We start from the raw sequence: 23,757 nt of genomic DNA on the forward strand, positions 1-23,757 counted from the left end.
CGGGTGGTGGCCAGTCGTGCCGGGAGCCCGTGGTGCCAGGGGGCCGGTCGTGTGGTGCGTGGGTCCCCTCGGTGCTTGACCCGTCGTGGCCTGCAGGCCCTGCGGCAGGCCCACCCCTGGGGCTTTGGGGCTTCGCCCTGGCCTTCGGCCACCCCAGGCCCGGGCCTGCCTCCGGACCAGCCTGCCACGACGCCTCAAGCACCTTCCCCACACACCACACGACCGGCGGCATCGCGGGGTGGAGTCACGGGCCGCGCGGTGTCTTCCTCGCGCGGCCCGTGAGTCTGCTAGCGGACGTTGACCGCGGTCCAGGCTGCGCCCACTGCTGCGTACTGGGGGGAGGACGTGCCGTACAGGGCTGCTGCGGCCGCCAGGGTCGTGGTGCGGGCCCTGGCGTAGTTGGTCGAGGACGTCATGCCGGTGGTCAGGGCGTGGTACCAGATGCGGACGGCGGCGTCGCGGCCTATGCCGAGGAGCTTCGAGCCGTCGTGGGTGGGGGAGTCGTAGGTGACGCCGTTGATCACCTTGACGCCGCTGCCCTCCGCCAGCAGGTAGAAGAAGTGCACGGCGGGTCCCGAGGAGTAGTGCGGGTCCAGTGAGCCGATGCCGGAGTACCAGTAGTCCGGGGAGCGGCCGTCGCGGCTGGGGCGGTCCAGGGAGCGGAGGGCGCTGCCGGTGACGCGTTCGCCGATGAGGTAGTCGCCCACGTCGGTGGGGTTGGCGGCGAAGAATTCGACGGCGCTGGCGAAGATGTCGGAGGTGGCCTCGTTGAGGCCGCCTGATTCGCCCGAGTAGAGCAGGCCCGCCGTGGCCGAGGTGACGCCGTGGGCGATCTCGTGGCCGGCGACGTCGAGCGAGGTGTACGGGCGGCCGTCGGGGCTGTCGCTGTAGCTGATGCAGCCGCAGGAGTCCGACCACCAGGCGTTGCCGCTCCCGCTGCCCGCGTGGACGCGGGAGACGATGCCGCGGCCGTCGTTGCGGACGCCGCGGCGGTTGAAGGTGGTCTTGAAGAAGTCCCAGGTCGTGGCGGCGCCGTAGTGGGCGTCCACCGCCGAGGTCTGCCGGTGGGTGACGGAGCCGGTGCCCCAGATGTCGTCGGTGTCGGTGAACAGGGTGCCGAGGGCGGTGCCGCCGCGGGCGTCGTACGTCTTCTGGCCGCCGCGGTTCGGGTCGTGGAGCTCGTACAGGCGCCCGTTGAAGTACGTGCCCAGGGCGACGGTGCCGCTGTACTGGCTGTGGCCGGTGCCCGCGAGGGCCTGTGCCGCGGCGGCGGTCTGCCGGGCGGGTGCGGGGGCCGCGAGGCCGGGTGCGGTCTGGGCCGCGAGTGCGGCCAGGGCGGCGGTCGCGGTGACCGCGAGGGCTCTGGTGCGGTGCGCGGACGTGTGGGGCACGCGGACTCCTTCGCCGAAGCCGTGGGGTGGCCTGCGCAGGGAGCGTGCCCCGGAAGCCGGCGTACCGGGGAGGGGTTTGACGTGAACATGGCCGTACGGGGTGCGGAACTGTCCGGAGAGCATGCCTTCCTGTCCGGATTCCGGCGGTCCGTCAGGGGAGCAGGCGCTGCTCCTTCGCCACGGCGACCGCGCCCGCGCGGGTGTCGACGCCGAGCTTGTCGTAGATCCGGCCGAGGTGCGTCTTGACCGTCGCCTCGCTGATGAACAGGGCCCGGGCGATCTCCCGGTTGCCCAGCCCGTGCGCGAGCTGCCCGAGGATGTCCAGCTCGCGGTCGGTCAGCGTCGGCCGGGCGCCGCGCATCGCGGCCATCACCCGGCTCGCCACCGGCGGCGAGAGGGTGGTGCGGCCCTGGGCGGCCGCGTGGATCGCCGCGAACAGTTCCTCCGGTCGCTCCGCCTTCAGCAGGTAGCCGGTGGCGCCCGCGCCGATGGCCCGGGTGACGTCCGCGTCCGTGTCGTACGTCGTGAGGACCAGGACGTGCGGGGCCCGGCCCGGCAGCGCGGTGATCCGCCGGGTGGCCTCCACGCCGTCGATGCCCTCCCCGAGCTGGAGGTCCATCAGCACCACGTCCGGCCGGAGCTTCTCCGCGAGGGCCACCGCCTCCTCGCCGCTGCCGGCCTCGCCCAGCACCTCGATGTCCGGCTCGCTGCCGAGGAGCGCGAGCAGGCCGGCGCGCACCACCACGTGGTCGTCGCAGAGCAGGATCGTGGTCATGGGCGGGGCTCCAGGGGGATCGAGGCGGACAGCACGGTGCCTTCGCCGGCGGTGGACTCCACGGTCAGGGTGCCACCGAGCTGGCTCACCCGGGCGCGCATGGCCGGCAGGCCGTGGCCGCGGGTGGGGTCGGCCGGGTCCGCCGGCCGGGCCGGGTCGGGTGCGGCCAGGCCGCGGCCGTCGTCGGCCACGTCCAGCACCACCTGGTCGCCGAGGAAGGACAGGGTGAGGGCCGCGGTACGGGCGCCGGAGTGCTCCCGTACGTTCGCCAGCGCGCCCTGCGCGATGCGCAGCAGCGCCGCCCGGGCCCGCTCCGGGAGCGGGACGGGGGTGCCCTCCAGGTGGAAGCGGACGGTCACCTCGGGGCCCGCGTCCAGGGCCCGCAGGGCGTCGGGGAGGGAGCCGCCGCCGTCGAGGCCGGGCGGAGCGAGGTCGTGGACCAGGCGCCGGGCCTCGGCCAGGCCGCGGGCGGCGATCTCGTTGGCGGTGCGGACGTGGCGGCGGGCCGTGGCCGGGTCCGTGTCCCAGGTGCGGTCGGCGGCCTGGAGGAGCATCTGCTGGCTGGAGAGGTTCTGGGCCAGGGTGTCGTGGATCTCCATCGACAGCCGCTGCCGCTCGGCCAGCGTGCCCTCGCGGCGCTCGGTGGCGGCCAGCTCGCGGCGGGTGCGGATCAGGTCGTCGATCAGGGCCCGCTGGCGTTCCGCCTGGCGCTCCATGTGCAGGAACACGGCCGTGGCCAGGGCGGCCACCGCGGGCGGGGCCAGCAGCAGGTTCGGGTCGAACGGGCCGCCGGCCAGCTGGAGCTGCGCGATCACCACGAGGGTGGTGAGCAGCGCCACCAGCACGATCGCCGCGCGGGGCGGGAGGGTGCGCAGGGCGGTGTAGAAGAGCGGCACGGCGCACCAGGCGAAGCTGGGGGCCAGCAGGACGAGCACCACCCAGGTGGCGATCACCAGCCCGAGCCAGCAGAGCCGGCGGAGGGTGGGGGCGGCGCCGAGTGCGGGGCCGAGGACGTAGAGCAGGGCCAGGGTCACGCTGAGTGCGATGATCCAGGGGGTGCGGGCTTCGCCGGGGTGGCGGATGAGGAAGCGGGCGAGGGAGGCGGCGAGCAGTGCGAAGAACGCCCCGTGCATGACTGCCGCGAGGGCGCGGGTGCCCTCGTTCTGTGCGGGCTGTGTGGCTGCCATCGTGCCTTCCTCGTCCTACGGGCTACGTCCCCATCGTGCTGCTTTTTGCGGGGCGCGTTCCCCCGCCGCCCCGTGCCGGCCGCGGCTCCCGTGCGGGTGCGCTGCCGCCCCGCTCCCGTGCCGCTACGCCCCCGCACGTCCCCGTCCCGGGCCCGCCCCCGTCCCGGGCCCGCCCCCGTCCCGGGCGCGCCCCCGTCCCGGGCACGTCCCCGTCCGGGGCGCGGCCCCGTCTGGGGTGCGGCCCCGTCTGGGGTGCGGCCCCGTCCGTGGTGCGGCCCCGTCCCGGGCCCGCCCCCGTCCCGGGCGCGCCCCCGTCCCGGGCACGTCCCCGTCCGGGGCGCGGCCCCGTCTGGGGTGCGGCCCCGTCTGGGGTGCGGCCCCGTCCGTGGTGCGGCCCCGTCCCGGGCTCGGCCCCGTCTGGGGTGCGGCCCCGTCTGAGGTGCGGCCCCGTCCGGGGCGCAGGCCGTACCGGGTGCGGATGCCGTGCCGCTTCGGGTCCGTGCCGGGTGCGGGCCGTTGCCCTGCGGGGCCGGTTCCCCTACCCGCCCTTTCTCCGTTTCCCGGGGCTCCGCCCCGGACCCCGCGCCTCAAGCGCCGGCGAGGCTGTAGTGAGCCCCTCCGGCGTTTGAGGAGCGGGGGTACGGGGGCGGAGCCCCCGAAGGGGTCCGGGCGGAGCCCTGGGGGCACCTCCCAGCGGTAGCTGGGGGAGGAACGGAGGAAGGGCGGGTAGGGGACCTGGCCCCGCAGGGCAACGCACCCGCACCCGGCACGGCACCCGCACCCGGCACGGCACCCGCACCCGGCACGGGGCGGCGCCCGGTACGGGGCGGGGATGCCCCGCCGGGGGTGGCGTCCGTACCCGGTACGGGACCCGTGCCCGGGATGGGACCGTGCCCGGCCCGGCACGGACGCCGCACCCGGCACGGGGCGGCGCCCCGTACGGGGATGCCCCGGCGAGGGTGGCGTCCCCGCCCGGTACGGGACCCGTGCCCGGCACGGCACCGGCACGGCACGGCTCGGCGGGCCCGGGCCGGAGGCCGTGGCCCGGGGCCGTACCGGCAAGCGTGGCCCCCACGGGAGCCCCCCGCATCAGCCGATCGGCTGACCCCGCCGTCAGCCGGAGCGCAGCGCACCGGCAGCCGGTACGTCGATCAGCCGCCCCCGCCCCCGGGGCCAGGATCGAAGGGACAGCGCAACCACCGCAGAGGAGCAGTCGTGAACCTTCGTCACCGCGTCATCACCGGAGCCGGTCTGGCCGTCGTCGTCGGCGCCGTGGGCTTCGGCACCATGACCGCCACCGCCGCCCCCGCCCCGGCGCAGAAGAAGGACGACCCGAAGGGGCTGGTCACCAGCACCCACCTGTCCATCGACGCCGCCACCCAGGCCGCGCAGGCCGCCCTGGACGCCGCCGAGGCGGAGGGCCAGCGCGTGACCGTCGCGGTGGTCGACCGCAACGGCAACACCGTGGTCACCCTCCGCGGCGACGGCGCGGGCCCGCAGTCCTACGAGTCCGCGCAGCGCAAGGCCTTCACCGCGGTCTCCTGGAACGCCCCCACCTCCGTGCTGGCCGGCCGCCTCGCCCAGACCCCGAACCTGAAGGACATCCCCGGCACCCTCTTCCTGGGCGGCGGCGCCCCGGTCCAGGTCAAGGGCGCGCCCATCGCCGCGATCGGCGTCGCCGGCGCCCCGAGCGGCGACCTGGACGAGAAGTTCGCCAAGGCCGGCGTCGAGGCCCTGAACGACTGACCGGACTCCCGGGGGCGGCGCCGGTGCCGCTTAGGATCGAGGACGTGGATCTACGACGTGCCGCCCCCGCCACCGCCGCCCTGCTCGCGCTGACCACGGCGTGTACGGGCGGCACGGTCCAGGGCACCCCCGGCGCGTCCGGCCTGCGCGACCCGTACTTCCCGAAGGCGGGCAACGGCGGGTACGACGTGACCCACTACGGCCTCAAGCTCGACTACGCCCCCGGCACCGGCGAGCTGTCCGGGACCGCCGAGATCACCGCCACCGCCGGCCAGGACCTCAGCGCCTTCAACCTCGACCTGGAGGGCATGGAGGTCGAGTCGGTCCGCGTCGACGGCAAGGGTGCCCGGTTCAACCGGGTGGGCCAGGAGCTGACCGTCCGCCCCTCCGACGAGCTCACGAAGGGCCGCACCTTCCGCACCGTCGTCCGCTACTCCGGCACGCCCCGGTCCATCGAGGACCCGGACGGCTCGGAGGAGGGCTGGATCGAGACCGACGACGGCGCGGTCGCGGTGGGCGAGCCGCAGGGTTCCATGGCCTGGTTCCCGGGCAACCACCACCCGAGCGACAAGGCCGCGTACGACGTCGAGATCGCCGTCCCCAAGGGGTACGAGGCGGTCTCCAACGGCGTGCTGAAGTCCCGTACCGACCGCGACGGCCACACCGTCTTCCGCTGGCACAGCCCGGAGCCGATGGCCGGCTACCTCGCGACCCTCGCCATCGGGAAGTACGCCGTCACCGCCTCGCGCACCGCCTCCGGCCTGCCCGTCCTGACGGCGGTGCGGCCGGAGGAGGCCGCCGACAGCGCCGCGGCGCTGAAGCGGATCCCGGAGGTGGTCGACTGGGGCACCCGCCGCTTCGGCCCGTACCCCTTCTCCGCCACGGGCGCGATCGTCGAGGACGACGGCACGCTCGGCTACGCGCTGGAGACCCAGTCCCGCCCGATCTTCTCGGGCGCGCCGGACACCGAGCTGCTGGTCCACGAGATGGCCCACCAGTGGTTCGGCAACTCGGTCTCGCCCAGGTCGTGGCGGGACATGTGGCTCAACGAGGGCTTCGCGACCTACGCCGAGTGGCTGTGGGCGGAGGAGCACGGCGGCCCGAGCGCCGAGAAGCGGTTCCGGACGTTCTACGACGAGGACACCGACGCCGACCCCGAGGCGGACGGCTCCTACTGGGCCTTCCCGCCCGCCGACCCGCCCGGCGCGGAGCACATCTCGGACTCGCCGGTGTACTACCGGGGCGCGATGGTGCTGCACCGGATCCGCCAGGAGGTGGGGGACGAGGCCTTCTTCGCGCTGGTGCGCGGCTGGGCCGCGGCACACCGTCACGGGAACGCCGACACCAAGGAGTTCACGGCGTACGCGGAGCGGCAGACCGGCAAGGACCTGTCCGGGATCTGGGAGACCTGGCTGTACGGCGACGGCAAGCCGGAGGAGTGAGTTCCGCCGCCGGCGGGCGGTCCCCGCGAGCCCGGCGTGATCCGAAGGACAGGACCTAGCGCAGCGGCTTGCGCAGCACCACGCACGGGCGGTGCAGCGTACGGTCCTCCGCGCGCCGGATCTCCACGTACCCCTGCGCCGTCCAGAAGGCGAGGGCCCGCGGGTTGTTCTCCAGTACGGCGAGCCGCACGGCCTCCCGGCCCGCCGCGCGGAAGCGTTCCTCGACCAGTTCGGCCAGCCGGCGCCCGTACCCCTGGCGGTGGACGGTGGCGTCGACGAGCAGCAGGCCGATCCACGGGTCGGGGTCGTCGTCCGACGGGTGGTGGGCCAGCGTGGCGGCGAGCCCGACGAGGCGGCCGCCGGAGCGGGCCAGCAGCACCTCCGAACCCTCCTCGGCGAGTTCGTCGGCCAGGGCGCGGGCGACCTGCTCGACGGTGATCCGGGCCGGGTCGGGGAAGTCGCCGCTCAGCTCGAAGAAGGCCTGGTTGGTCGCGTAGAGGGCGGCGACCTCGGCGAGGACGGGGCCGGGCAGGGCGCCGTCCGCGGGGGCGAAGGTTTCGAGGATCACCCGGGCACCGTAGCGCGAAGCCCCCTCCGGGAACGGCCGGAGGGGGCTTCGGTGCGGTCCGGGATCAGACGTTGACGCCGAAGTCCTGGGCGATGCCGGTCAGACCGGAGGCGTAGCCCTGGCCGACGGCGCGGAACTTCCACTCGGCGCCGTTGCGGTACAGCTCGCCGAAGACCATGGCGGTCTCGGTGGCGGCGTCCTCGGAGAGGTCGTACCGGGCGATCTCGGCGCCGCCGGCCTGGTTCACGACGCGGATGTACGCGTTGCGGACCTGGCCGAAGTTCTGGCCGCGCGAGTCGGCGTCGTAGATGGAGACCGGGAAGACGATCTTGTCGACGTCGGGGCTGAGGCCGGCCAGGTTGACCGTGATGGCCTCGTCGTCGCCGGCGCCCTCGCCGGTGCGGTTGTCACCGGTGTGGACGATGGTCTGGTCCGGGGTGGACTTGTTGTTGAAGAAGACGAAGTGGCTGTCGGAGACGACCTTGCCCATGGCGTTCACCGCGATCGCCGAGGCGTCCAGGTCGAAGTCGACACCGGTCGTGGTCCGGACGTCCCACCCGAGGCCGACGGTGACGGCGGTCAGGCCGGGCGCCTCCTTCGTCAGCGAGACGTTGCCGCCCTTGGACAGGCTTACTGCCATTGGGATGTCCCTTTCCTCGTCCTGTGAGCCGGTGCGATGACCGTGCGTCGGTCAAGCTACCGCTGATCTGGATAACGCGGGGAGGGGCCGGGCCGGTTCCCGGGGGGCAAAACCGCGTGACGGGGCGCGGCGGGGGCGGGATCATGGGGGGCATGCTTGGTCCTCACGTCATCCGCGGCTCCGTCCTCCTGCCCGAGGCCGAGCTCCAGTGGCGTTTCTCGCGTTCCTCGGGGCCCGGCGGGCAGCACGTCAACACCTCGGACTCCGCCGCCGAGGTGCTCTTCGACCTGGCCGCGACGAAGGCGCTGCCGGAGGTGTGGAAGCAGCGGGCCCTGGAGCGGCTGGCCGGCCGGCTGGTGGGCGGCGTGCTCTCCGTACGGGCCTCCGAGCACCGCTCGCAGTGGCGCAACCGCGAGATGGCGATGGTCCGGCTGGCCTCGCTGCTGGCGGAGGCCACGGCGCCGCCGCCGAAGCCGCGCCGGGCGACGAAGATCCCGCGGGGCATCAACGAACGCCGCCTGCGCGAGAAGAAGGCGCGGGCGGAGACGAAGCGGGGTCGGTCCGGCAAGGACTGGTGAGCGCCTGACCGGTGGTCAGGCGCCGAGCTGCCGGTACCGCCCGCGGAAGTAGGTGAGCGGCCCGCCCTCGGCGGAGGGCAGAGCCGCCGTCAGGACCCGTCCGATAACGAGGGTGTGGTCGCCGGCGGTCACCCGCTGCTCGGTACGGCACTCCAGGGTCGCCAGCGCTCCGCCGATCAGCGGGGCGCCGGACGCGTCGCCGCGTACGTACGCGACGTCCTCGAACAGCAGGCGGTCGCTGATCCGGCCCTTCATGGCGAACCGGCCGGCGATGTGCCGCTGGCTCTCCGAGAGCAGCGACGCTCCCCAGAGGGGCTGTTCGGCCAGCAGGTCGTCCATCCGGGAGCCCTCGCGCAGGCTCACCAGTACCAGGGGAGGGTCGAGGGAGACGGACATGAAGGCGGTGGCGGTCATCCCGACGTCCTCGCCGCGCGGGCCGTCGTCCGTCAGCGGGGGCTCGTGGGCGGTGATCAGCACCACTCCCGCGGCCAGCCGGGACATCGCGGCGCGGAACTCGTCATTGCTCACCCCCTCAGCATGAGGGGTGGCGGGTGTGGCGCGGGGCAGGGGGCTCGTCTTGGGCACCCTCAGGACGCTAGTCTCGGCCCCCCGCGCGGCACATCGGGCGTCGGTCCGAGCCGTGACACGGCCTCGTCCTAGGTCCCCCGGCGTATCGTTTGCTCACGAAAACGACAGGGAGCGCTCCCAGCCCCGGTGGGGCTCCTTCTTCATCTCATGTGACTTGAGTCACAGAGGGCAAGATTTGTTGACCCTGTGTACCGGCGGAACAGCTCACTGTGATTCAGTGGAATGGACACCGCAACGAAACGCCGATGACAAACCTGGAGTTGCTGTCGAGGTCTCGGGGAGAGCGAGCAATGGAGACCGAGTCGGAGCCGTACGTCCGTCTTGCGACCCTGCGGCAGCTGCACCAGGTGGTGGCCGAGCTGAACACGGCCCGGAGCCTGGCGGACACTCTGCAGACCGTCGTGGACGGCATCGTCGTGGGCCTCGGCTACGAGCTCGCCTGTGTCAACCTCGTACGCCCCGACGGGGATCTGGTCGTCGCCGCCTTCGCAGGTGACCCCTCCGCCGAAGCCCTCATCACCGGTCGCGTCGGCTCCCGCGCGTCCTGGGAACGCCGGCTCTCGATGGGCGAGTCCTGGGACGGCCTGCGGTTCATCCCGCACACCGAGGGCTGGGTGCTCATCGAGGACGACGTGCCCCAGTGGCACACCGACGGCCCCGACCCGCGCTTCGAGGACGAGTGGCACCCGGAGGACCGCCTCTACGCCCCCATGTACGCGTCCGGCGGGGAACTCCTGGGTGTCATTTCGGTGGACAGACCGCGCAACGGGCGCCGCCCGGGCGCGTGGGGGCGCGAGGCGCTCCAGATGTACGCCTTCCAGGCGGCCATTGCGATCAGCAACGCCCGGCTCCGCGCGAACATGCAGCGGGCCCTGGTGCGGCTGGAGCGGGAGCAGCAGGCGCTGCGGGCGAGCGAAGAGTCGTTCCGGCAGGCCTTCGAGTACGCGCCCAGCGGCATGGCCATCGCGGAAATGGGCGGTGACCAGCACGGACGCCTGCTGCGCACGAACGACGCGCTGTGCCGGCTGCTGGGCCGCCCGGCCTCCGTGCTGCGCCGGTACTCCTTCTCCGACCTGGTCCACCCCGAGGACATCGGCACGCTGCTGCGGACCTCCGCCGAGGGCGGCCGGGCCGAGCTGCGGCTGGGGCGGCGCGACGGCACGTACGTCTGGGTCTCGCTGCGGAACTCGGTGGTCGCGGACGCCGCCGACGGGCCGCGCTTCCTGCTCACGCACGTCGAGGACATCGAGGAGCGCAAGCGGCACGAGCTCCAGCTCGCGCACCGGGCCAGCCACGACTCCCTCACCGGGCTGCCGAACAGCGCGGAGCTGCGGGCCCGGCTCGGGGCGCGGCTGTGCCGCAGGCCGCAGTCGGTGCGGGCGAGCGCCGTCGAGGCGCTGGACGCGGCCTTCGAGGGCCGCCCGGAGGACGGGATCGCAGGTGAGCACGGTTTTCCGGCCGACGGCTTCACCGATCCCTTCGACCTGCCCGGGGGCGCGGACGCGGGCCCGTACGACCACCACGTGCACACGGTGGCCCCGGCCACGGACATCGACGACGGCACGAAGGGCCTGGCCGTCCTCTTCTGTGACCTGGACGGCTTCAAGTCGATCAACGACCGGTTCGGGCACCACACGGGTGACGCGGTTCTCATCGAGGTGGCGCGCCGCCTGACCACGGGCGTCAGGGACGGTGACACCGTCGCCCGGCTGGGTGGTGACGAATTCGTCGTCCTCGCGGACGGCCTCGGGGCCGCGGACGCCGCCGATCTCGCCGTCCGGCTGCGGAACGCCATCATCCCGCCGATCCGCGTGGACGGGCGTGCGGTGCGCGTGGGCGCCAGTTTCGGCATCGGGTGGGCGAGCTGCGGAATGTCGGCGGACGAGGTGCTGCGGTCGGCCGACCAGCGGATGTACATCGAGAAGAGGTCGCGTTCGAAGGCCCACCGGAGGGCCGGCTGAGGCCATCGGCCGCCCGGGAGAGCGCCTGTTCGAGGTAGGCTCCCGTGGGTCGAAAGGATGGACCCGCGATGACGCCCGCGAACAACGGCCCGAACAACGGCGCGAACACGCCCGAAGACGACGACCCGTTCGGTTACCTCTACGCGGACGGCCAGGCCGCCGGTGCCACCCCGCCCTCGCAGGGCGGCGGTTACGGGTACCCGGGCCCGGCCGGCGGCACGCAGCCCGGTGTGCCGCGGACCTCGTACAACCAGGTGCGGACGGTCGGCGAGCGCCGCGCCCCGCGCCAGGTGCCGCAGCAGCAGCCGCAGCCGCACTACTCCGCGCCGGAGACGCTCCAGGCCGGGTACGGCGTGCCGCAGCAGAACGGCTACGGACAGCAGCCGCCCCAGCACTACGCGCCCGAGCCGGCCCGCCGGGGCTCCAGCCGGCGCGGTCTGCTGATCGCGGCGGTGGCGGTCGTGGGCGCGGTGGTCATCGGCATCGGTGTGGCACTGATCACGGACAACAAGGGCAAGGACAAGGGCGACGAGGCCGGCCCGAGCGACAAGGTCAGCCAGGCCCCCGCGACGCCGGGCCCCTCGAAGTCGGACGACGGTGACTCGGACTCCGATGACACCGGCACCCTCCCGAAGGCCGACGCCGCCTCGGGCACGGGCCTGGCCCTGGCCGGCGGCGCCACCCCGCAGAACACGATCCCGGGCGCCAAGGCCTCCAGCGGTCAGTACGTGGGCGGTTTCAACGCCGTCGGCGCGTCGCTCACGTGGACCGTGGACGTCAAGGAAGCGGGGAAGTACAAGCTCCGGATGACGTACGCGGTGCCCGGTACGGACGCCAACGCGACCCTGACCGTCAACGGCCAGGCGTCCGACCGTGCGATCAGCATGAAGAACTACGCCAACGCCCCCGCAGGCGCCTGGGACAAGGGCTGGACCAACACCTGGTCCAACGTCGACCTGAACAAGGGCACCAACACGATCAAGGTCTCCTGCGAGCAGGGCAATGCCTGCGACGCGATCATCGACCAGATCTGGCTCGCCACGGACTGACCTCCGTCCGGCACCTCGCAGCACGACAGCGGCCCGGCCCCTCTCGGAGGGACCGGGCCGCTGTCGTACCCGGACTCAACCCGGCGTCACCTTCGTGTCCGTCAGGACCGCTTCGTACGTGGGGCGGTGGAACTCGCCGGCCGTGGCCGCGTGGACGGTGGCGGCCGAGAGGGCTACCGCCCGGGTGAGGCGGGCGGGCCAGTCCAGGTTCTCGGCCAGGGCCGAGAGGAGGCCCGCCACCGCCGAGTCGCCGGCGCCGGTCGGGTTGCCGGAGAGGGCGCGCGGCGGGGCGGCCTGCCAGGTGCCCTCGGGGGTGGCGGCCAGGAGCCCGGCGGGGCCCAGCGAGGTCACCACCGCCTGGGCGCCGCGGCGCCGGGCGTCCAGGGTGGCCGGGAGCGGGTCCCGGGAGCCGGTCAGCTCGGCCAGCTCGGCGGCGTTCGGCTTGATCAGCTCCGGCCGCGCCGCGATGCCCCGGCGCAGCGCCTCCCCGCTGGTGTCCAGCAGCACCGGCGTGCCGGCCGCCCGCGCCGTGCGGACCAGTACCGCGTACGCGCCCACCGGCAGACCCGGCGGCAGGCTGCCGCACAGGGCCACCGCCCGCGCGTCGTCGACCAGGTCGGCGTACCGGGCCAGGAAGGCGCTCCACTCGGCCGGCGTGATCACCGGCCCGGCCTCGTTGAACTGCGTGGTGTCGCCGGTGGTCTCGTCGACCACCGCCACGGTCCGGCGGGTGTTGCCCGCGCACGGCACGAAGGCGTCCGCCACCGCCGACCCCGCCAGCCCCTCCCGCACCACCGCGCCCACGGGCCCGCCCAGGAACCCGGTCGCGGTCACCTCGTGGCCGAGCGCGGCCAGCACCCGGGCGACGTTGACGCCCTTGCCGCCGGGCCGCTCGGACACGTCCGTGACCCGGTGCGAGGCGTGCGCGCGCAGCCGCGGCACGCGGTACGTGACGTCGAGCGCCGTGTTCAGCGTGACGGTAAGGATCATTGCGCGGCACCCCCAAGAGACAGCCCCCAGAGGCGGGATCATGCCAAAAGGATGGCGGGCGGCCCAGACCGCGGGCCACCCGCCTTTCCCGACGGCGTCCAATCCGGGGCGAATCACATCCGAATGGCGCCTGAACGGCTGTCAGCCGGCCGTCATGCCGACGGGTTGACCACCCATTCGCCGCGCCGCATGACGCCCTTCAGCTCGAAGGCCGCGTCCAGAACCACCAGGTCGGCGTACTTGCCCGGCTCCAGGGAGCCCACCTGGTCGTACAGCCCCAGCAGCTTCGCCGGGTTCGCGGAGATGGCCTGCACCACCGACTCCACCGGGAGTCCGTCGATCGTGACCGACCTCTTGAACGCGGTGTCCAGCGTGAGCGTCGAGCCGGCGATCGAGCCGCCCTCCGCGAGCCGCGCGACGCCGTCCTTCACCTCGACCGCGAGCGGGCCCAGCTTGTACGTGCCGTCACCGAACCCGGCCGCGTCCATCGCGTCGGTGATCAGCGCGACCCGGTGGGCGCCGGCGTGGTGGAAGGCCAGCTCCACGGTGGCCGGGTGCAGGTGCGTGCCGTCGTTGATCAGCTCGACGGTGACCCGCTCGTCCTCCAGCAGCGCGGCGATCGGCCCCGGTGCGCGGTGGGCGAGTGCCGGCATCGCGTTGAAGAGGTGGGTGGCGACGGTCGCGCCCGCGTCGATGGCCTCGACGGTCTGCTCGTAGGAGGCGTCGGTGTGCCCGATCGCGGCGATCACTCCGTGCTCGGCCAGCAGCCGTACGGAGTCCAGGCCGCCCGGCAGCTCGGTGGCGAGCGTGACCATCCGCGCCTGCCCGTGCGCGGCGTCGATCAGCTTGCGCACCTCGGCCGGGTCCGGGGCGCGCAGCAGGCCCTCGGTGTGGGCGCCCTTGCGGCAGGGCGAGATGAACGGGCCCTCGAAGTGGATGCCCGCGATGTCGCCCTGCTGGGCCAGCTCGGCCAGCAGCGAGGCGCGCCGGGCCAGCTCGTCGAGGTCCTCGGTGACGGTGGAGGCGACCAGGGTGGTGGTGCCGTGCTCGCGGTGGGTCCGGACGCCGGTGAGGACGTCCTCCGCGGTCCCGGAGGTGAACGAGGCGCCGCCGCCGCCGTGGTTGTGCATGTCGACGAAGCCGGGCACCAGCCAGTGGCCGGACAGGTCGAGCACCGGCGCGCCGTCGGGGGCGCTCCCCGCGATCCGGTCACCGGCGACGATCACGCGGCCGTTCTCGACGATCCCGGTCGGCAGCACCACTCTGGCGCCGGAGAGAACGGTGCTGACTGCGCTTGCGGCCATCAGGCGGATACCTCCGTGGCGAGTAGATCCCAGGCGAGCAGGCCTGCGCCCAGGCAACCGGCGGTGTCCCCGAGGGCCGCCGGAACGATCTGCGGCAGCCGCTGGAACGTCACGCGCTCCTTCACGGCCGTCCTTAGTGGTGTGAACAAGGTTTCCCCGGCCTCCGCGAGCCCGCCACCGATGATCAGCGTGCGCGGGTCCAGCAGGGTGAGCGCGGTGACCAGCCCGTCGGCGAGCGCGCCGACGGCCTCGCCCCAGACGGCGAGGGCGCGCGCGTCGCCGGAGGCCACGGCCTTGGCGCAGTCCGCCGCGTCGGCCTCGGGGTCGCCCGCGGCGGCCGCCCAGGCGCGCGTGACGGCGGAGGCGGAGGCGAGGGTCTCCAGGCAGCCGCGCTGGCCGCAGCCGCACTCGGGGCCGCCCGGGCGGACCACGATGTGGCCGATCTCGCCCGCGTAGCCGTGCGCGCCGGCCTCGATGCGGCCGTCGATGCCGATGGCGCCGGCGATGCCGGTGCCGAGGGGTACGAAGAGGAAGCGGTCGGCACCGCGGCCGGCGCCGATGCGGCCCTCGGCCAGGCCGCCGGTGCGCACGTCGTGGCCCAGGGCGACCGGGATGCCGCCGAGGCGGGCGCTGAGCAGTTCCCGCATGGGCACGTCGCGCCAGCCGAGGTTCGCCGCGTACACGGCGATGCCGTTCTCGGCGTCGACGATGCCGGGCACGGCGACGCCCGCGGCGGCGGCGCTCTCGCCGTACCGCTCGCGGCCGAGCGCGTGCAGGTCCGCGGCGAACTCCAGGATCGACTCGACGACGGCCTCGGGGCCCCGCTCGCGGCCGGTGGCGCGGCGCGCCTCGTGCAGCAGCGTGCCGTCCGCGCCGACCAGGGCGGCCTTCATCCCGGTGCCGCCCACATCGAGGGCGATGACGTGTTTCACGGGGGACAGTCTCGCGTGTCGGAGAGGGAAAGGTCTAGTCCACTGAGAGGGATTGTTGACTCGCCATACAAATGAGGACTCGGACCCTCCCCTCCCTGTAAAGGTGGCGTGAGAGTGGTGTAGACCTTACGGGGACAAGTGGAACGACGATGTGGGGATACCGCTGTGAAGGCCCGTAACCGCCTGGCCGCCCTTGGCGCCGCTGTGTGCATGACCGTGACGCTGGCCGGCTGCGGAGGCCTCTCCTCTGACAACGACGTGACCCTCAAGGTCGTCGCGGCCGACTACGGGGACAGTTCCGCGAACAGCTCCACCGCCTACTGGAAGGAGCTGGCCGCCGCCTTCACCGCGAAGCACCCCGGGATCAAGGTCGACGTCAGCGTCTACTCCTGGGAGGAGGTCGACGCGAAGGTCGCGGAGATGGTGAAGAAGGGCGAGGCCCCCGACGTCGCGCAGATCGGCGCGTACGCCGACTACGCCGCGGACGACAAGCTCTACACCGCCGACGAACTGCTCGCCGTCTCCACCGAGGCCGACTTCCTGGCCCCGCTCGCGGACGCCGGCAAGGTCAAGCGCGTGCAGTACGGCATCCCCTTCGTCTCCAGCACCCGGCTGCTCTTCTACAACAAGGACCTCTTCGAGAAGGCCGGCATCGCCGCGCCGCCCCGGACGTGGGCGGAGCTGGAGGCGGCCGCCAAGAAGCTCAAGGGCGAGGCCAAGACCCCCTTCGCGCTGCCGCTGGGCCGCGAGGAGGCGCAGGCCGAGACCATGCAGTGGCTGCTGGCGGGCGGCGGTGGCTACACCGACAACGACGAGGCGTACGCCATCGACTCGGCGGAGAACGTCAAGACCCTGAACTGGGTCAAGGAGCACCTGGTCGAGGCGGGGCTGACCGGCCCGGTCAAGCCCTCGCAGCTCAACCGCCAGGCCGCCTTCGACGCCTTCTCCAACGGCGAGGTGGGCATGCTCAACGGCCACCCGGCGCTGATGAAGCAGGCCACCGCCAAGGGCGTGAAGTTCGGCATGGTGCCCCTGCCGACGCCCCGCGGCGAGGAGGAGCCGACGATGGGCGTGGCCGACTGGGTGATGGCCTTCAAGAACGGCCGGCCCAAGGAGGCGGGCGCCTTCCTCGACTACCTCTTCGAGGCGGAGAACGTCACCCGGTTCACCTCCACCTACGGCCTGCTGCCGGTGACCACCAGCGGTTCCCGGGCCATGGAGGGCGCGACCGGCGCCGACGCGGGGCTCAAGACCTTCCTCGGCGCCCTGCCCAACTCCCGGCTCTACCCGGCCGGCAAGAAGTCCTGGCCCGCGGTGAGCGAGGACATCAAGCAGAAGATCGGCAAGTCCATGGACGAGGGCCAGAGCCCCGACCGGACGCTGGAGGACATCGCCGCCGCCGCCCGCGCGGCGGACCAGCAGCGCTGACGCCGGCGCCCGCCGGGAGGTCCCGGTACCCGACGTGCCGGACGGCCCCGCCCGCCGGGAGGACCCCGCCTACCGCCGTGCGGTGCGCCGGGCCTCCCGGATCCGGCGCAGCCGGTTGACCGTGCCCGGCGCGTGCGCCAGCGCCCGCGGGTCGTCCAGCAGGGCGTTGAGCAGCTGGTAGTACCGGACCGGGGAGATGCCCAGGCCCTCGCGTATCGCGCGCTCCTTGGCGCCGGGCCCCGGCCAGCTGCGCCCCTCGTACGCGAGCACGGCGGCCTCGCGCTCCGAGAGCGCGCCCCCTGCGTGCTCGTGTTCCGTCATACCTCCACACTATCGGCGCACGCCGACAGCCCTGCCGGTGTCCCCGAGCGTCTCCAGCAGCGTCCGCAGGTCGCCCGCGAGCCGTTCCCGCTGCTCCGGGTCCAGGCCGTTGAGCAGCCGGTCCTGGGTCGCGAAGTTGTCCACCAGTGCCCGGTCGACCAGGTCGAGACCCGCCGGGGTGAGCGAGACGTGGAAGCTCCGCCCGTCCGCCTCCCGGCGGGTACGGGCGATCAGCCCCCGCGCCTCCAGGCGGTCCAGCCGCTGGGTGATGGCGCCGGAGGTCACCATCGAGGCCCGCATCAGCTCGGCGGGGGTCAGCTGGTGCGGGGCGGGGCTCCTGCGGAGGGTGGCCAGCAGGTCGAAGGCGGAGGCGTCGAGGTCGTGCGCGGCGTAGGTGGAGCGCAGCTCGGCGTCGATGATGTGGGAGAGGCGCTTGATCCGGCCGATGACGCCCATGGGGGAGGCGTCGGCGTCGGGGGCCTGCTCGGCCCACTGCGCGATGACGCGGTCTACGTGGTCGGTCATGCCCGCACTGTAGCCGTTACCTTAGCGCTGAGATAAACCCCGGCCCGGGCCTGGCCCCCGCGCGGATGCCCGCGGCCCGGATTCCCGGGGGTTGGACGGAAGCACCCCGCGCCGGGGGCCGGGCGCCGGTAGGGTCGGGGCCATGGGGAGCCATTCGCATCGCATGCCCACGCCCACCACTCCCGCAGGCCGCGAAGCGCTCGACGCGCTGCTCCGCACACCGGAGCGGTCGGTCGTCGCCCTCGACTTCGACGGCACTCTCGCCGAGATCGTCCCTGACCCCGACCAGGCGCGCGCCCACCCCGGCGCGGTCCCCGCGCTGGCGGCCCTCGCGCCCCGCGTCGGCTCCGTCGCCGTGATCACCGGCCGCCCGGCGGGCGTCGCCGTGCGGTACGGCGGCTTCGCCGGCGTACCCGGGCTGGAGCGGCTGACCGTGCTCGGCCACTACGGCGCCGAGCGCTGGGACGCGATATCCGGCACCGTCCACGCGCCCGCCCCCCACCCCGGGGTCGCGGCCGTCCGGGCCGAGCTGCCCGGGTTCCTCGACGCGATCGGCGCCTGGCAGGGCACCTGGATCGAGGAGAAGGGGCGGGCCGTCGCGGTCCACACGCGCCGTGCCGCCGACCCGCAGGCCGCCTTCGAGGCGCTGCGGGAGCCGCTCGCCGAGCTGGCCCAGCGGCACGGACTGATCGTCGAGCCCGGCCGCGCCGTCCTCGAACTCCGCCCGCCGGGCATGGACAAGGGCGTCGCCCTGGCCGAGTACCTCGCGGAGACCGGCGCCGGTGCCGTGCTGTACGCGGGGGACGACCTGGGGGACCTCGCCGCCTTCTCCGCGGTGGAGAAGCTGCGCCAGAACGGGCTGCCGGGGCTGCTGGTGTGCAGCGGGAGCGCGGAGGTTGCCGAGCTGGCGGAGCGGGCGGACCTCGTCCTCGACGGCCCTCCGGCGGTCGTCGCCTTCCTGTCCGACCTGGCCGCCGCCCTGTCCTGACGGGCCCGCGGCCCGAACGGGTCCCGCGCCGGTCCCGCACCCGGCACGGGACCCGCACCCGGCACGGGACCCCCACCGGCACGGGACCCGGGCCCCGCGCCCGTGGGGCGAAAGACAGGGACTAGGCCTGGAGCTCCGTGAGCTGGGACTCGAACCAGCGGGCCGGCGGGTTCGCGCAGCCGGCGGCAGCCAGCCGCTTCGTACGCTCCGTACGCTCCGCATCCCCCATCGACAGCGCCTCGTGCAGCGCCCGCGCCGTCGCCGACACGTCGTACGGGTTCACCACCAGCGCGTCCTCGCCCAGCTCGTCGTACGCCCCCGCCTCCCGCGAGAGCACCAGCGCGCAGCCCCGGTCCGAGACCACCGGGATCTCCTTGGCGACCAGGTTCATGCCGTCCCGCACCGGGTTCACCAGCGCCACGTCCGCCAGCCGGTACGCCGCCAGCGAGCGGGGGAAGTCGTCCTTCACGTACGTCACCACCGGCCGCCAGTCCGGGGTGCCGAACTCCGCCTCGATCTCCTCCGCCAGCCGCCCCACGCTCTCCGTGTACGAGCGGTACGAGGCCAGGTCCTGCCGCGACGGGTACGCGAAGGCCAGGTGCACCACCCGGCCCCGCCACTCGGGCCACCCCCGCAGCAGCTCGCGGTAGGCCAGCAGACCCCGCACGATGTTCTTGCTCAGCTCCGTCCGGTCCACCCGCACGACCGTCTTCCGCGCCGGGTCGCCCACGACCTCCCGCAGCTCGGCCAGCCGCTCCTCGACCACCGGCCGGTGCGCCAGCGTCCGCAGGTCCTCGGCGTCCACGCCCAGCGGGTGCACCGACACCGCCGGCGTCTCGCCCAGCTCCGCCGCACAGCGGGCGAAGTCCGCGGCCCACCGCTCGGTGTGGAAGCCCACCCGGTCCGCGCCCAGCATCCCGCGCAGCAGCTCCTCCCGGATGTCGTCCGGCAGGATCCGCAGGTACTCGGGCGGCGCCCACGGGGTGTGCGTGAAGTGGCCGATCCGCAGGTCGGGCCGGAGCGCGCGCAGCTGCCCCGGCACCAGCGCCAGCTGGTAGTCCTGGACCAGCACCGCCGCCCCCGGGCCCGCCTCCGCGGCCAGGGCCTCGGCGAAGGCGCGGTTGTAGGTCACGTACGCGTCCCACTGCCGGCGGAACTCCGCGTCGAAGACCGGCTCGACCGGGATGTCGTACAGCATGTGGTGGACGAACCACAGCACCGAGTTCGCGATGCCGTTGTACGCGTCCTGGTAGACCCCCTCGTCGACCGCGAGCATCCGCACGCCCGCCTCGGACACCCCGCGCCGCACCGCCTCCCGGTCCCCCTCGCCCAGCGCGGCGCAGACCCAGAGCGAGCCGGGGCGCCGGGACAGGGCGGACGAGAGGCCGGAGACCAGACCACCCCCGCCGCGCCGGGCACTGAGCGTGCCGTCGGCGGCGAGGGCGTAGGAGAGGGGGCCGCGGTTGGCCGCGACGAGCACCTGCGGACCCGGCCGCGGATCCTGAAGACCGTCCTGGGTAGCCATGCGGCGAACCTAGCCCGCCTCGCGGCCGCTCAAACGTGTGTACTCCTCGATCTCCCGCATCGGCGGTCGCTCCTCCGTGTCCACGGCGTACGTCCGCGGCTCGAACCCGCCCTCGCCGCGGACGAACTGCGTCAGCTCCGGCCGGACCAGGTGCCCGCGCGAGAGCCGCAGCTGCGCGGTCCGGTAGATCGCGGCCGCCATCCGCCCGAGCGCCAGCCCGTCCTGGTGCCGGTGGATCCGCACCCCGACGTCCACCTGCGCCAGCGCGTCCAGGCCCACCGTGTGCAGGGCGTCCACCAGCAGCCCCAGCTCCACCCCGTACCCCACGGGGAACGGCAGCCGCTCCAGCAGCGACCTGCGTACGGCGTACTCGCCGCCCAGCGGCTGGACGAACCCCGCCAGCCGCGGCCAGTGCAGGTTCAGCAGCGGGCGGGCCACCAGCTCCGTCACCCGGCCGCCCTGACCGGCCCCGCCGCCCGGGCCCGCGTCCGGCACCCCGTCCGCGCCGACCAGCGGCCGGTCGTACATCGCCTTGACGAACTGCACCTCGGGATCGGTCAGCAGCGGTCCGACGATCCCCGAGACGAAGGCGGCGTCGAAGTCCCGCAGGTCCGCGTCCACGAAGCAGACGATGTCCCCCGAGGTCACCAGCAGCGACCGCCACAGCACCTCGCCCTTGCCCGGCAGCGCCGGGATCCGCGGCAGGATCTCGTCCCGGTGCACCACCCGCGCGCCGGCCTTGGCGGCCACCTCGGCGGTCCGGTCGGTCGAGCCCGAGTCGACCACCACCAGCTCGTCCACCAGCGGCGTACCGGAAACCGGGTCCATCAGCTCGCGCCGGACGACCTCCACGATCTCCCCGACCGTGGCCTCCTCGTCGAGCGCCGGCAGCACCACGCTGACCCGGCTGCCCCGCGCCCGTTTGGCGGCGGCCAGCTGGTCGAGCGGGCGGTCGGCAGCCGACCAGGACCGGCTGGCCAGCCAGCGCTCCACCTCTTCCAGCACCCCGGATCCCCTCGTCAGTGGTCGTTCCCAGTGATCTCTATCTCGCCGTTCGGACGGAACCTTCCACCTCCCGGCCCTTCGGTTACAGTCTTGAACAACGCGGATGACCAACGCATGTCGGGGGTCGGATGCCGCGCTGACAATCGAATACCGCTCATCCAGAGGGGCAGAGGGACACGGCCCGTTGAAGCCCCGGCAACCCTCCAGCCGGTCTCGTGCGCATCGTCGCGCAGCGAGGCTCCTGGCTAGGGAAGGTGCCAATTCCGTCTCATGGCGACGTCCGCCATGGGGAAGATGAGGAGAAAGGGCCTCGCCATCATGGCTTCACAGCACGCTACCCCCACCCAGGTCGACCTCGGTCCCGCCGCCGGACTCTCCTGTCGCGAGTGCGGAACCCGCTTCGACCTCGGCCCCATCTTCGCCTGTGCGGAGTGTTTCGGGCCCCTTGAGGTGGCGTACGACCTGCCCGCCGGCGACCCGGAGACCCTCCGCAAGCGGATCGAGGCCGGCCCGAACAGCATCTGGCGCTACGCCCCGCTGCTGCCCGTCCCCGCGGACGTGGCCGACAAGCCGAACCTGAACCCCGGCTTCACCAAGCTCGTCGACGCCGAGAACCTGGCCAGGGAGCTGGGCGTCACCGGCAAGCTCTACGTCAAGGACGACTCCGGCAACCCGACGCACTCCTTCAAGGACCGCGTCGTCGCGATCGCCGTCGAGGCCGCCCGCGCCTTCGGCTTCACCACGCTCTCCTGCTCCTCCACCGGCAACCTGGCCGGCGCCGTCGGCGCCGCCGCCGCCCGCGCCGGCTTCCGCTCCTGCGTGTTCATCCCGCACGACCTGGAGCAGGGCAAGGTCGTCATGGCCGCGGTGTACGGCGGCGACCTGGTCGGCATCGAGGGCAACTACGACGACGTCAACCGCTTCTGCTCCGAGCTCATCGGCGACCCGCTGGGCGAGGGCTGGGGCTTCGTGAACGTCAACCTCCGCCCGTACTACGGCGAGGGCTCCAAGACCCTGGCGTACGAGATCTGCGAGCAGCTCGGCTGGCAGCTGCCCGACCAGATCGTCATCCCGATCGCCTCCGGCTCGCAGCTCACGAAGATCGACAAGGGTCTCCAGGAGCTGATCAGGCTCGGCCTGGTCGAGGACAAGCCGTACAAGATCTTCGGCGCCCAGGCCGAGGGCTGCTCCCCGGTCTCCGCCGCCTTCAAGGCCGGCCACGACGTGGTCCGCCCCCAGAAGCCGAACACCATCGCCAAGTCGCTGGCCATCGGCAACCCGGCCGACGGCCCGTACGTGCTCGACATCGCCCGCCGCACCGGCGGCTACGTCGAGGACGTCAACGACGAGCAGGTCGTGGACGCCATCAAGCTGCTCGCCCGGACCGAGGGCATCTTCGCCGAGACGGCGGGCGGCGTGACCGTCGGCGTCACCAAGAAGCTGATCGAGGAGGGCCGGCTGGACCCGTCCCTCACCACGGTCGTCCTCAACACCGGTGACGGCCTCAAGACCCTGGAGGCGATCTCCGGCACCGGCCAGACCGCCACCATCCGCCCGAGCCTGGACGCGTTCCGCGCCGCCGGCCTCGCCTCCTGATCCCCCGCCGCTGCTCCCCGGAAGGCACAGCCCCATGAGCGTCAACGTCCGCATCCCCACCATCCTCCGCACCTACACCGGCGGCCAGGCCGAGGTCCCCGCCGAGGGCACCACCCTCGCCGAGGTCATCGAGTCCCTGGAGCGGAACCACCCCGGCATCGCCGCCCGCGTGCTGGACGACCAGGGCAAGCTGCGCCGCTTCGTGAACGTGTACGTGAACGACGACGACGTGCGCTTCGAGGGCGGCCTGGAGACGGCGACCCCCGAGGGCGCCGGCATCTCCATCATTCCGGCGGTCGCGGGCGGCTGCTGAGTCCCGTTTCCGGAGCCTTTTCCGGAACCCGAATAGTTCATCGAATCGCCCCTTCCGCAAAAGCGGAGGGGGCGATTCTGGTTGGTTGCGCGCGGTAGGGTTGGGGTAGCCCCCCTCGCTGTTCATGCCGCGCGCATATGAGCGAGCAGCGGCATGGTCGACATCGGGTCAATGTACGTGTGCGATATGCGCTGTTGGCGCGTTTCATCCGGCCCGACTTGCCCTGCTGTAATCCGAATTTTCGTGCCTTCTCTGGATTCCGACGTGTCCTGAATTCTCGTCGGAATGACCTGTTGCAGACAGCACTGGTGCAGATACATTCAGCCGCGGTCGGCGCGTTACGGCGCAAGGTCTGACCCGGGTCCGCGAAGTGCGGCCCCGCGCAAGGGCCAGTAATAGGGGAGTTAGGCATGGCTCAGGGCACCGTCAAGTGGTTCAACGCGGAGAAGGGCTACGGCTTCATCGCGGTCGACGGTGGTGCGGACGTCTTCGTCCACTACAGCGCGATCCAGATGGACGGCTACCGCACCCTCGAGGAAGGTCAGCGAGTCGAGTTCGAGATCTCGCAGGGCCAGAAGGGTCCGCAGGCGGACATGGTCAAGCTCGCCACCAGCTAAAGCCGCGGCGCGATCGGCCAACGACGCATACACGTACGAGGGGCCCGCAACCCGGGGAGGGTGCGGGCCCCTCGTGCGTGCCCGCGCGCCCCTCCGCGCGCCCCGCGTCCCCCTTGATCGTCCGCTGATCGTCCGCTGATCGTCCGTCTCATCCGGTGGGCGACCTCGCCTGACTCGCTTGCACTCGGGGGGGTCGAGTGCTAATCATTGGCGTTAGCACTCTCCGGGTGAGAGTGATAAAGACGAGGACTGGGTCGGTGAGGCCCGCGAGCCCCCGGGGCAAGGACC

22 protein-coding genes, 1 pseudogene and 1 riboswitch are annotated in these 23,757 nt (G+C 73.2%); of the genes and pseudogenes, 10 read left to right on the forward strand and 13 right to left on the reverse strand.

Annotation, left to right across the window (positions count from 1 at the left end):
- Positions 1-287 precede the first annotated feature (287 nt).
- The 3 genes and pseudogenes from ACIQUR_RS04745 to ACIQUR_RS04755 all read right to left on the reverse strand — a co-directional run.
- Positions 288-1,247 (reverse strand): annotated as a pseudogene (locus ACIQUR_RS04745) (M4 family metallopeptidase); the annotation flags it as partial.
- Positions 1,248-1,542: 295 nt separating this feature from the next.
- Positions 1,543-2,166 carry a response regulator gene (locus tag ACIQUR_RS04750; protein WP_403658293.1) on the reverse strand — a complete coding sequence of 208 codons (624 nt, stop codon included), beginning with the start codon at positions 2,164-2,166 and terminating at the stop codon, positions 1,543-1,545.
- Complete coding sequence (locus ACIQUR_RS04755) at positions 2,163-3,353, reverse strand: sensor histidine kinase (RefSeq protein WP_403658296.1); 1,191 nt, start codon at positions 3,351-3,353, stop codon at positions 2,163-2,165. Before ACIQUR_RS04755 ends, ACIQUR_RS04750 begins: the two co-directional genes overlap by 4 nt.
- A 1,215-nt stretch (positions 3,354-4,568) precedes the next feature.
- On the opposite strand from ACIQUR_RS04755, the gene ACIQUR_RS04760 reads away from it, so the two are divergent.
- Both ACIQUR_RS04760 and ACIQUR_RS04765 read left to right on the forward strand, forming a co-directional pair.
- Positions 4,569-5,099 carry a heme-binding protein gene (locus tag ACIQUR_RS04760; RefSeq protein WP_403658299.1) on the forward strand — a complete coding sequence of 177 codons (531 nt, stop codon included), beginning with the start codon at positions 4,569-4,571 and terminating at the stop codon, positions 5,097-5,099.
- A 44-nt stretch (positions 5,100-5,143) separates the two neighbouring features.
- Positions 5,144-6,541, forward strand: a complete 1,398-nt coding sequence (locus ACIQUR_RS04765; RefSeq protein WP_403658302.1) for a M1 family metallopeptidase — start codon at positions 5,144-5,146, stop codon at positions 6,539-6,541.
- A gap of 55 nt (positions 6,542-6,596) precedes the next feature.
- On the opposite strand, the gene ACIQUR_RS04770 is transcribed toward ACIQUR_RS04765, so the two are convergent.
- Together ACIQUR_RS04770 and ACIQUR_RS04775 are read right to left on the reverse strand one after the other, a co-directional pair.
- Positions 6,597-7,109 carry a GNAT family N-acetyltransferase gene (locus ACIQUR_RS04770; protein ID WP_403658305.1) on the reverse strand — a complete coding sequence of 171 codons (513 nt, stop codon included), beginning with the start codon at positions 7,107-7,109 and terminating at the stop codon, positions 6,597-6,599.
- Positions 7,110-7,173: 64 nt separating this feature from the next.
- Positions 7,174-7,749, reverse strand: a complete 576-nt coding sequence (locus tag ACIQUR_RS04775) for a TerD family protein (RefSeq protein WP_403658308.1) — start codon at positions 7,747-7,749, stop codon at positions 7,174-7,176.
- Between the two features lie 143 nt (positions 7,750-7,892).
- Between ACIQUR_RS04775 and arfB the strand changes: the two genes are divergently transcribed.
- On the forward strand, positions 7,893-8,327 hold the full coding sequence (gene arfB / locus ACIQUR_RS04780) for an alternative ribosome rescue aminoacyl-tRNA hydrolase ArfB (protein ID WP_403658311.1): 435 nt from the start codon (positions 7,893-7,895) through the stop codon (positions 8,325-8,327).
- Between the two features lie 15 nt (positions 8,328-8,342).
- Here the strand turns inward: arfB and ACIQUR_RS04785 are convergent, their stop codons facing one another.
- Positions 8,343-8,828 carry a flavin reductase family protein gene (locus ACIQUR_RS04785; protein ID WP_403659798.1) on the reverse strand — a complete coding sequence of 162 codons (486 nt, stop codon included), beginning with the start codon at positions 8,826-8,828 and terminating at the stop codon, positions 8,343-8,345.
- Between the two features lie 377 nt (positions 8,829-9,205).
- On the opposite strand from ACIQUR_RS04785, the gene cdgB reads away from it, so the two are divergent.
- On the forward strand, positions 9,206-10,876 hold the full coding sequence (cdgB, locus tag ACIQUR_RS04790) for a diguanylate cyclase CdgB (RefSeq protein WP_403658314.1): 1,671 nt from the start codon (positions 9,206-9,208) through the stop codon (positions 10,874-10,876).
- A gap of 68 nt (positions 10,877-10,944) precedes the next feature.
- Positions 10,945-11,925, forward strand: a complete 981-nt coding sequence (locus ACIQUR_RS04795) for a CBM35 domain-containing protein (RefSeq protein ID WP_403658317.1) — start codon at positions 10,945-10,947, stop codon at positions 11,923-11,925.
- A 75-nt stretch (positions 11,926-12,000) separates the two neighbouring features.
- On the opposite strand, the gene ACIQUR_RS04800 is transcribed toward ACIQUR_RS04795, so the two are convergent.
- The 3 genes from ACIQUR_RS04800 to ACIQUR_RS04810 form a co-directional block, all read right to left on the reverse strand.
- On the reverse strand, positions 12,001-12,915 hold the full coding sequence (locus ACIQUR_RS04800) for a 1-phosphofructokinase family hexose kinase (protein WP_403658320.1): 915 nt from the start codon (positions 12,913-12,915) through the stop codon (positions 12,001-12,003).
- A 152-nt stretch (positions 12,916-13,067) separates the two neighbouring features.
- Complete coding sequence (gene nagA / locus ACIQUR_RS04805) at positions 13,068-14,219, reverse strand: N-acetylglucosamine-6-phosphate deacetylase (RefSeq protein WP_403658323.1); 1,152 nt, start codon at positions 14,217-14,219, stop codon at positions 13,068-13,070.
- Positions 14,219-15,151 (reverse strand): ROK family protein, encoded by a 933-nt coding sequence (locus ACIQUR_RS04810; protein WP_403658326.1) that lies wholly within the window; start codon positions 15,149-15,151, stop codon positions 14,219-14,221. The genes nagA and ACIQUR_RS04810 overlap by 1 nt, the downstream gene beginning before the upstream one ends.
- Positions 15,152-15,361: 210 nt before the next feature.
- Here ACIQUR_RS04810 and ACIQUR_RS04815 point away from each other — a divergent pair, with 210 nt between their 5' ends.
- Positions 15,362-16,579, forward strand: a complete 1,218-nt coding sequence (locus tag ACIQUR_RS04815; RefSeq protein ID WP_403658329.1) for an ABC transporter substrate-binding protein — start codon at positions 15,362-15,364, stop codon at positions 16,577-16,579.
- A gap of 69 nt (positions 16,580-16,648) precedes the next feature.
- Here ACIQUR_RS04815 and ACIQUR_RS04820 read toward each other — a convergent pair whose 3' ends face one another.
- The gene (locus ACIQUR_RS04820) at positions 16,649-16,900 is read right to left on the reverse strand and encodes a DUF3263 domain-containing protein (protein WP_399939173.1); all 252 of its coding nucleotides are present in this window, start codon (positions 16,898-16,900) and stop codon (positions 16,649-16,651) included.
- Positions 16,901-16,909: 9 nt separating this feature from the next.
- Positions 16,910-17,425 carry a MarR family winged helix-turn-helix transcriptional regulator gene (locus ACIQUR_RS04825; RefSeq protein WP_399939175.1) on the reverse strand — a complete coding sequence of 172 codons (516 nt, stop codon included), beginning with the start codon at positions 17,423-17,425 and terminating at the stop codon, positions 16,910-16,912.
- Positions 17,426-17,567: 142 nt separating this feature from the next.
- On the opposite strand from ACIQUR_RS04825, the gene otsB reads away from it, so the two are divergent.
- On the forward strand, positions 17,568-18,413 hold the full coding sequence (gene otsB / locus ACIQUR_RS04830; protein WP_403658334.1) for a trehalose-phosphatase: 846 nt from the start codon (positions 17,568-17,570) through the stop codon (positions 18,411-18,413).
- Between the two features lie 121 nt (positions 18,414-18,534).
- On the opposite strand, the gene ACIQUR_RS04835 is transcribed toward otsB, so the two are convergent.
- Both ACIQUR_RS04835 and ACIQUR_RS04840 read right to left on the reverse strand, forming a co-directional pair.
- Positions 18,535-19,938 (reverse strand): trehalose-6-phosphate synthase, encoded by a 1,404-nt coding sequence (locus ACIQUR_RS04835; protein WP_403658337.1) that lies wholly within the window; start codon positions 19,936-19,938, stop codon positions 18,535-18,537.
- A gap of 9 nt (positions 19,939-19,947) precedes the next feature.
- Positions 19,948-20,943 (reverse strand): glucosyl-3-phosphoglycerate synthase, encoded by a 996-nt coding sequence (locus tag ACIQUR_RS04840; RefSeq protein ID WP_403658340.1) that lies wholly within the window; start codon positions 20,941-20,943, stop codon positions 19,948-19,950.
- A gap of 151 nt (positions 20,944-21,094) precedes the next feature.
- Positions 21,095-21,244: riboswitch (SAM riboswitch) on the forward strand.
- Between ACIQUR_RS04840 and thrC the strand changes: the two genes are divergently transcribed.
- From thrC to ACIQUR_RS04855, 3 genes are all read left to right on the forward strand, one after another.
- Positions 21,238-22,539, forward strand: coding sequence for a threonine synthase (gene thrC, locus ACIQUR_RS04845; protein ID WP_403658343.1), 1,302 nt, complete (start codon positions 21,238-21,240; stop codon positions 22,537-22,539). (Overlaps the previous riboswitch by 7 nt.)
- A 34-nt stretch (positions 22,540-22,573) precedes the next feature.
- Positions 22,574-22,852, forward strand: a complete 279-nt coding sequence (locus ACIQUR_RS04850; protein ID WP_403658346.1) for a MoaD/ThiS family protein — start codon at positions 22,574-22,576, stop codon at positions 22,850-22,852.
- A 410-nt stretch (positions 22,853-23,262) separates the two neighbouring features.
- The gene (locus ACIQUR_RS04855; RefSeq protein ID WP_399939190.1) at positions 23,263-23,469 is read left to right on the forward strand and encodes a cold-shock protein; all 207 of its coding nucleotides are present in this window, start codon (positions 23,263-23,265) and stop codon (positions 23,467-23,469) included.
- The last annotated feature ends 288 nt before the right edge of the window (positions 23,470-23,757 follow it).

This window comes from Streptomyces sp. NPDC101132, assembly GCF_044759225.1.
GTDB lineage: Bacteria > Actinomycetota > Actinomycetes > Streptomycetales > Streptomycetaceae > Streptomyces.

What these genes read in the sequence shown, in the direction of transcription:
- ACIQUR_RS04750 (WP_403658293.1), bottom strand. Translation starts at nt 2,166, where the DNA reads ATGACCACGATCCTGCTCTGCGACGACCACGTGGTGGTGCGCGCCGGC.
- ACIQUR_RS04835 (WP_403658337.1), bottom strand. Translation starts at nt 19,938, where the DNA reads ATGGCTACCCAGGACGGTCTTCAGGATCCGCGGCCGGGTCCGCAGGTG.
- arfB (WP_403658311.1), top strand. Translation starts at nt 7,893, where the DNA reads ATGGGGGGCATGCTTGGTCCTCACGTCATCCGCGGCTCCGTCCTCCTG.
- ACIQUR_RS04800 (WP_403658320.1), bottom strand. Translation starts at nt 12,915, where the DNA reads ATGATCCTTACCGTCACGCTGAACACGGCGCTCGACGTCACGTACCGC.
- ACIQUR_RS04755 (WP_403658296.1), bottom strand. Translation starts at nt 3,353, where the DNA reads ATGGCAGCCACACAGCCCGCACAGAACGAGGGCACCCGCGCCCTCGCG.
- ACIQUR_RS04820 (WP_399939173.1), bottom strand. Translation starts at nt 16,900, where the DNA reads ATGACGGAACACGAGCACGCAGGGGGCGCGCTCTCGGAGCGCGAGGCC.
- ACIQUR_RS04855 (WP_399939190.1), top strand. Translation starts at nt 23,263, where the DNA reads ATGGCTCAGGGCACCGTCAAGTGGTTCAACGCGGAGAAGGGCTACGGC.
- thrC (WP_403658343.1), top strand. Translation starts at nt 21,238, where the DNA reads ATGAGGAGAAAGGGCCTCGCCATCATGGCTTCACAGCACGCTACCCCC.
- ACIQUR_RS04825 (WP_399939175.1), bottom strand. Translation starts at nt 17,425, where the DNA reads ATGACCGACCACGTAGACCGCGTCATCGCGCAGTGGGCCGAGCAGGCC.
- ACIQUR_RS04785 (WP_403659798.1), bottom strand. Translation starts at nt 8,828, where the DNA reads ATGTCCCGGCTGGCCGCGGGAGTGGTGCTGATCACCGCCCACGAGCCC.
- ACIQUR_RS04795 (WP_403658317.1), top strand. Translation starts at nt 10,945, where the DNA reads ATGACGCCCGCGAACAACGGCCCGAACAACGGCGCGAACACGCCCGAA.
- ACIQUR_RS04850 (WP_403658346.1), top strand. Translation starts at nt 22,574, where the DNA reads ATGAGCGTCAACGTCCGCATCCCCACCATCCTCCGCACCTACACCGGC.
- cdgB (WP_403658314.1), top strand. Translation starts at nt 9,206, where the DNA reads ATGGAGACCGAGTCGGAGCCGTACGTCCGTCTTGCGACCCTGCGGCAG.
- otsB (WP_403658334.1), top strand. Translation starts at nt 17,568, where the DNA reads ATGGGGAGCCATTCGCATCGCATGCCCACGCCCACCACTCCCGCAGGC.
- ACIQUR_RS04815 (WP_403658329.1), top strand. Translation starts at nt 15,362, where the DNA reads ATGACCGTGACGCTGGCCGGCTGCGGAGGCCTCTCCTCTGACAACGAC.
- ACIQUR_RS04775 (WP_403658308.1), bottom strand. Translation starts at nt 7,749, where the DNA reads ATGGCAGTAAGCCTGTCCAAGGGCGGCAACGTCTCGCTGACGAAGGAG.
- nagA (WP_403658323.1), bottom strand. Translation starts at nt 14,219, where the DNA reads ATGGCCGCAAGCGCAGTCAGCACCGTTCTCTCCGGCGCCAGAGTGGTG.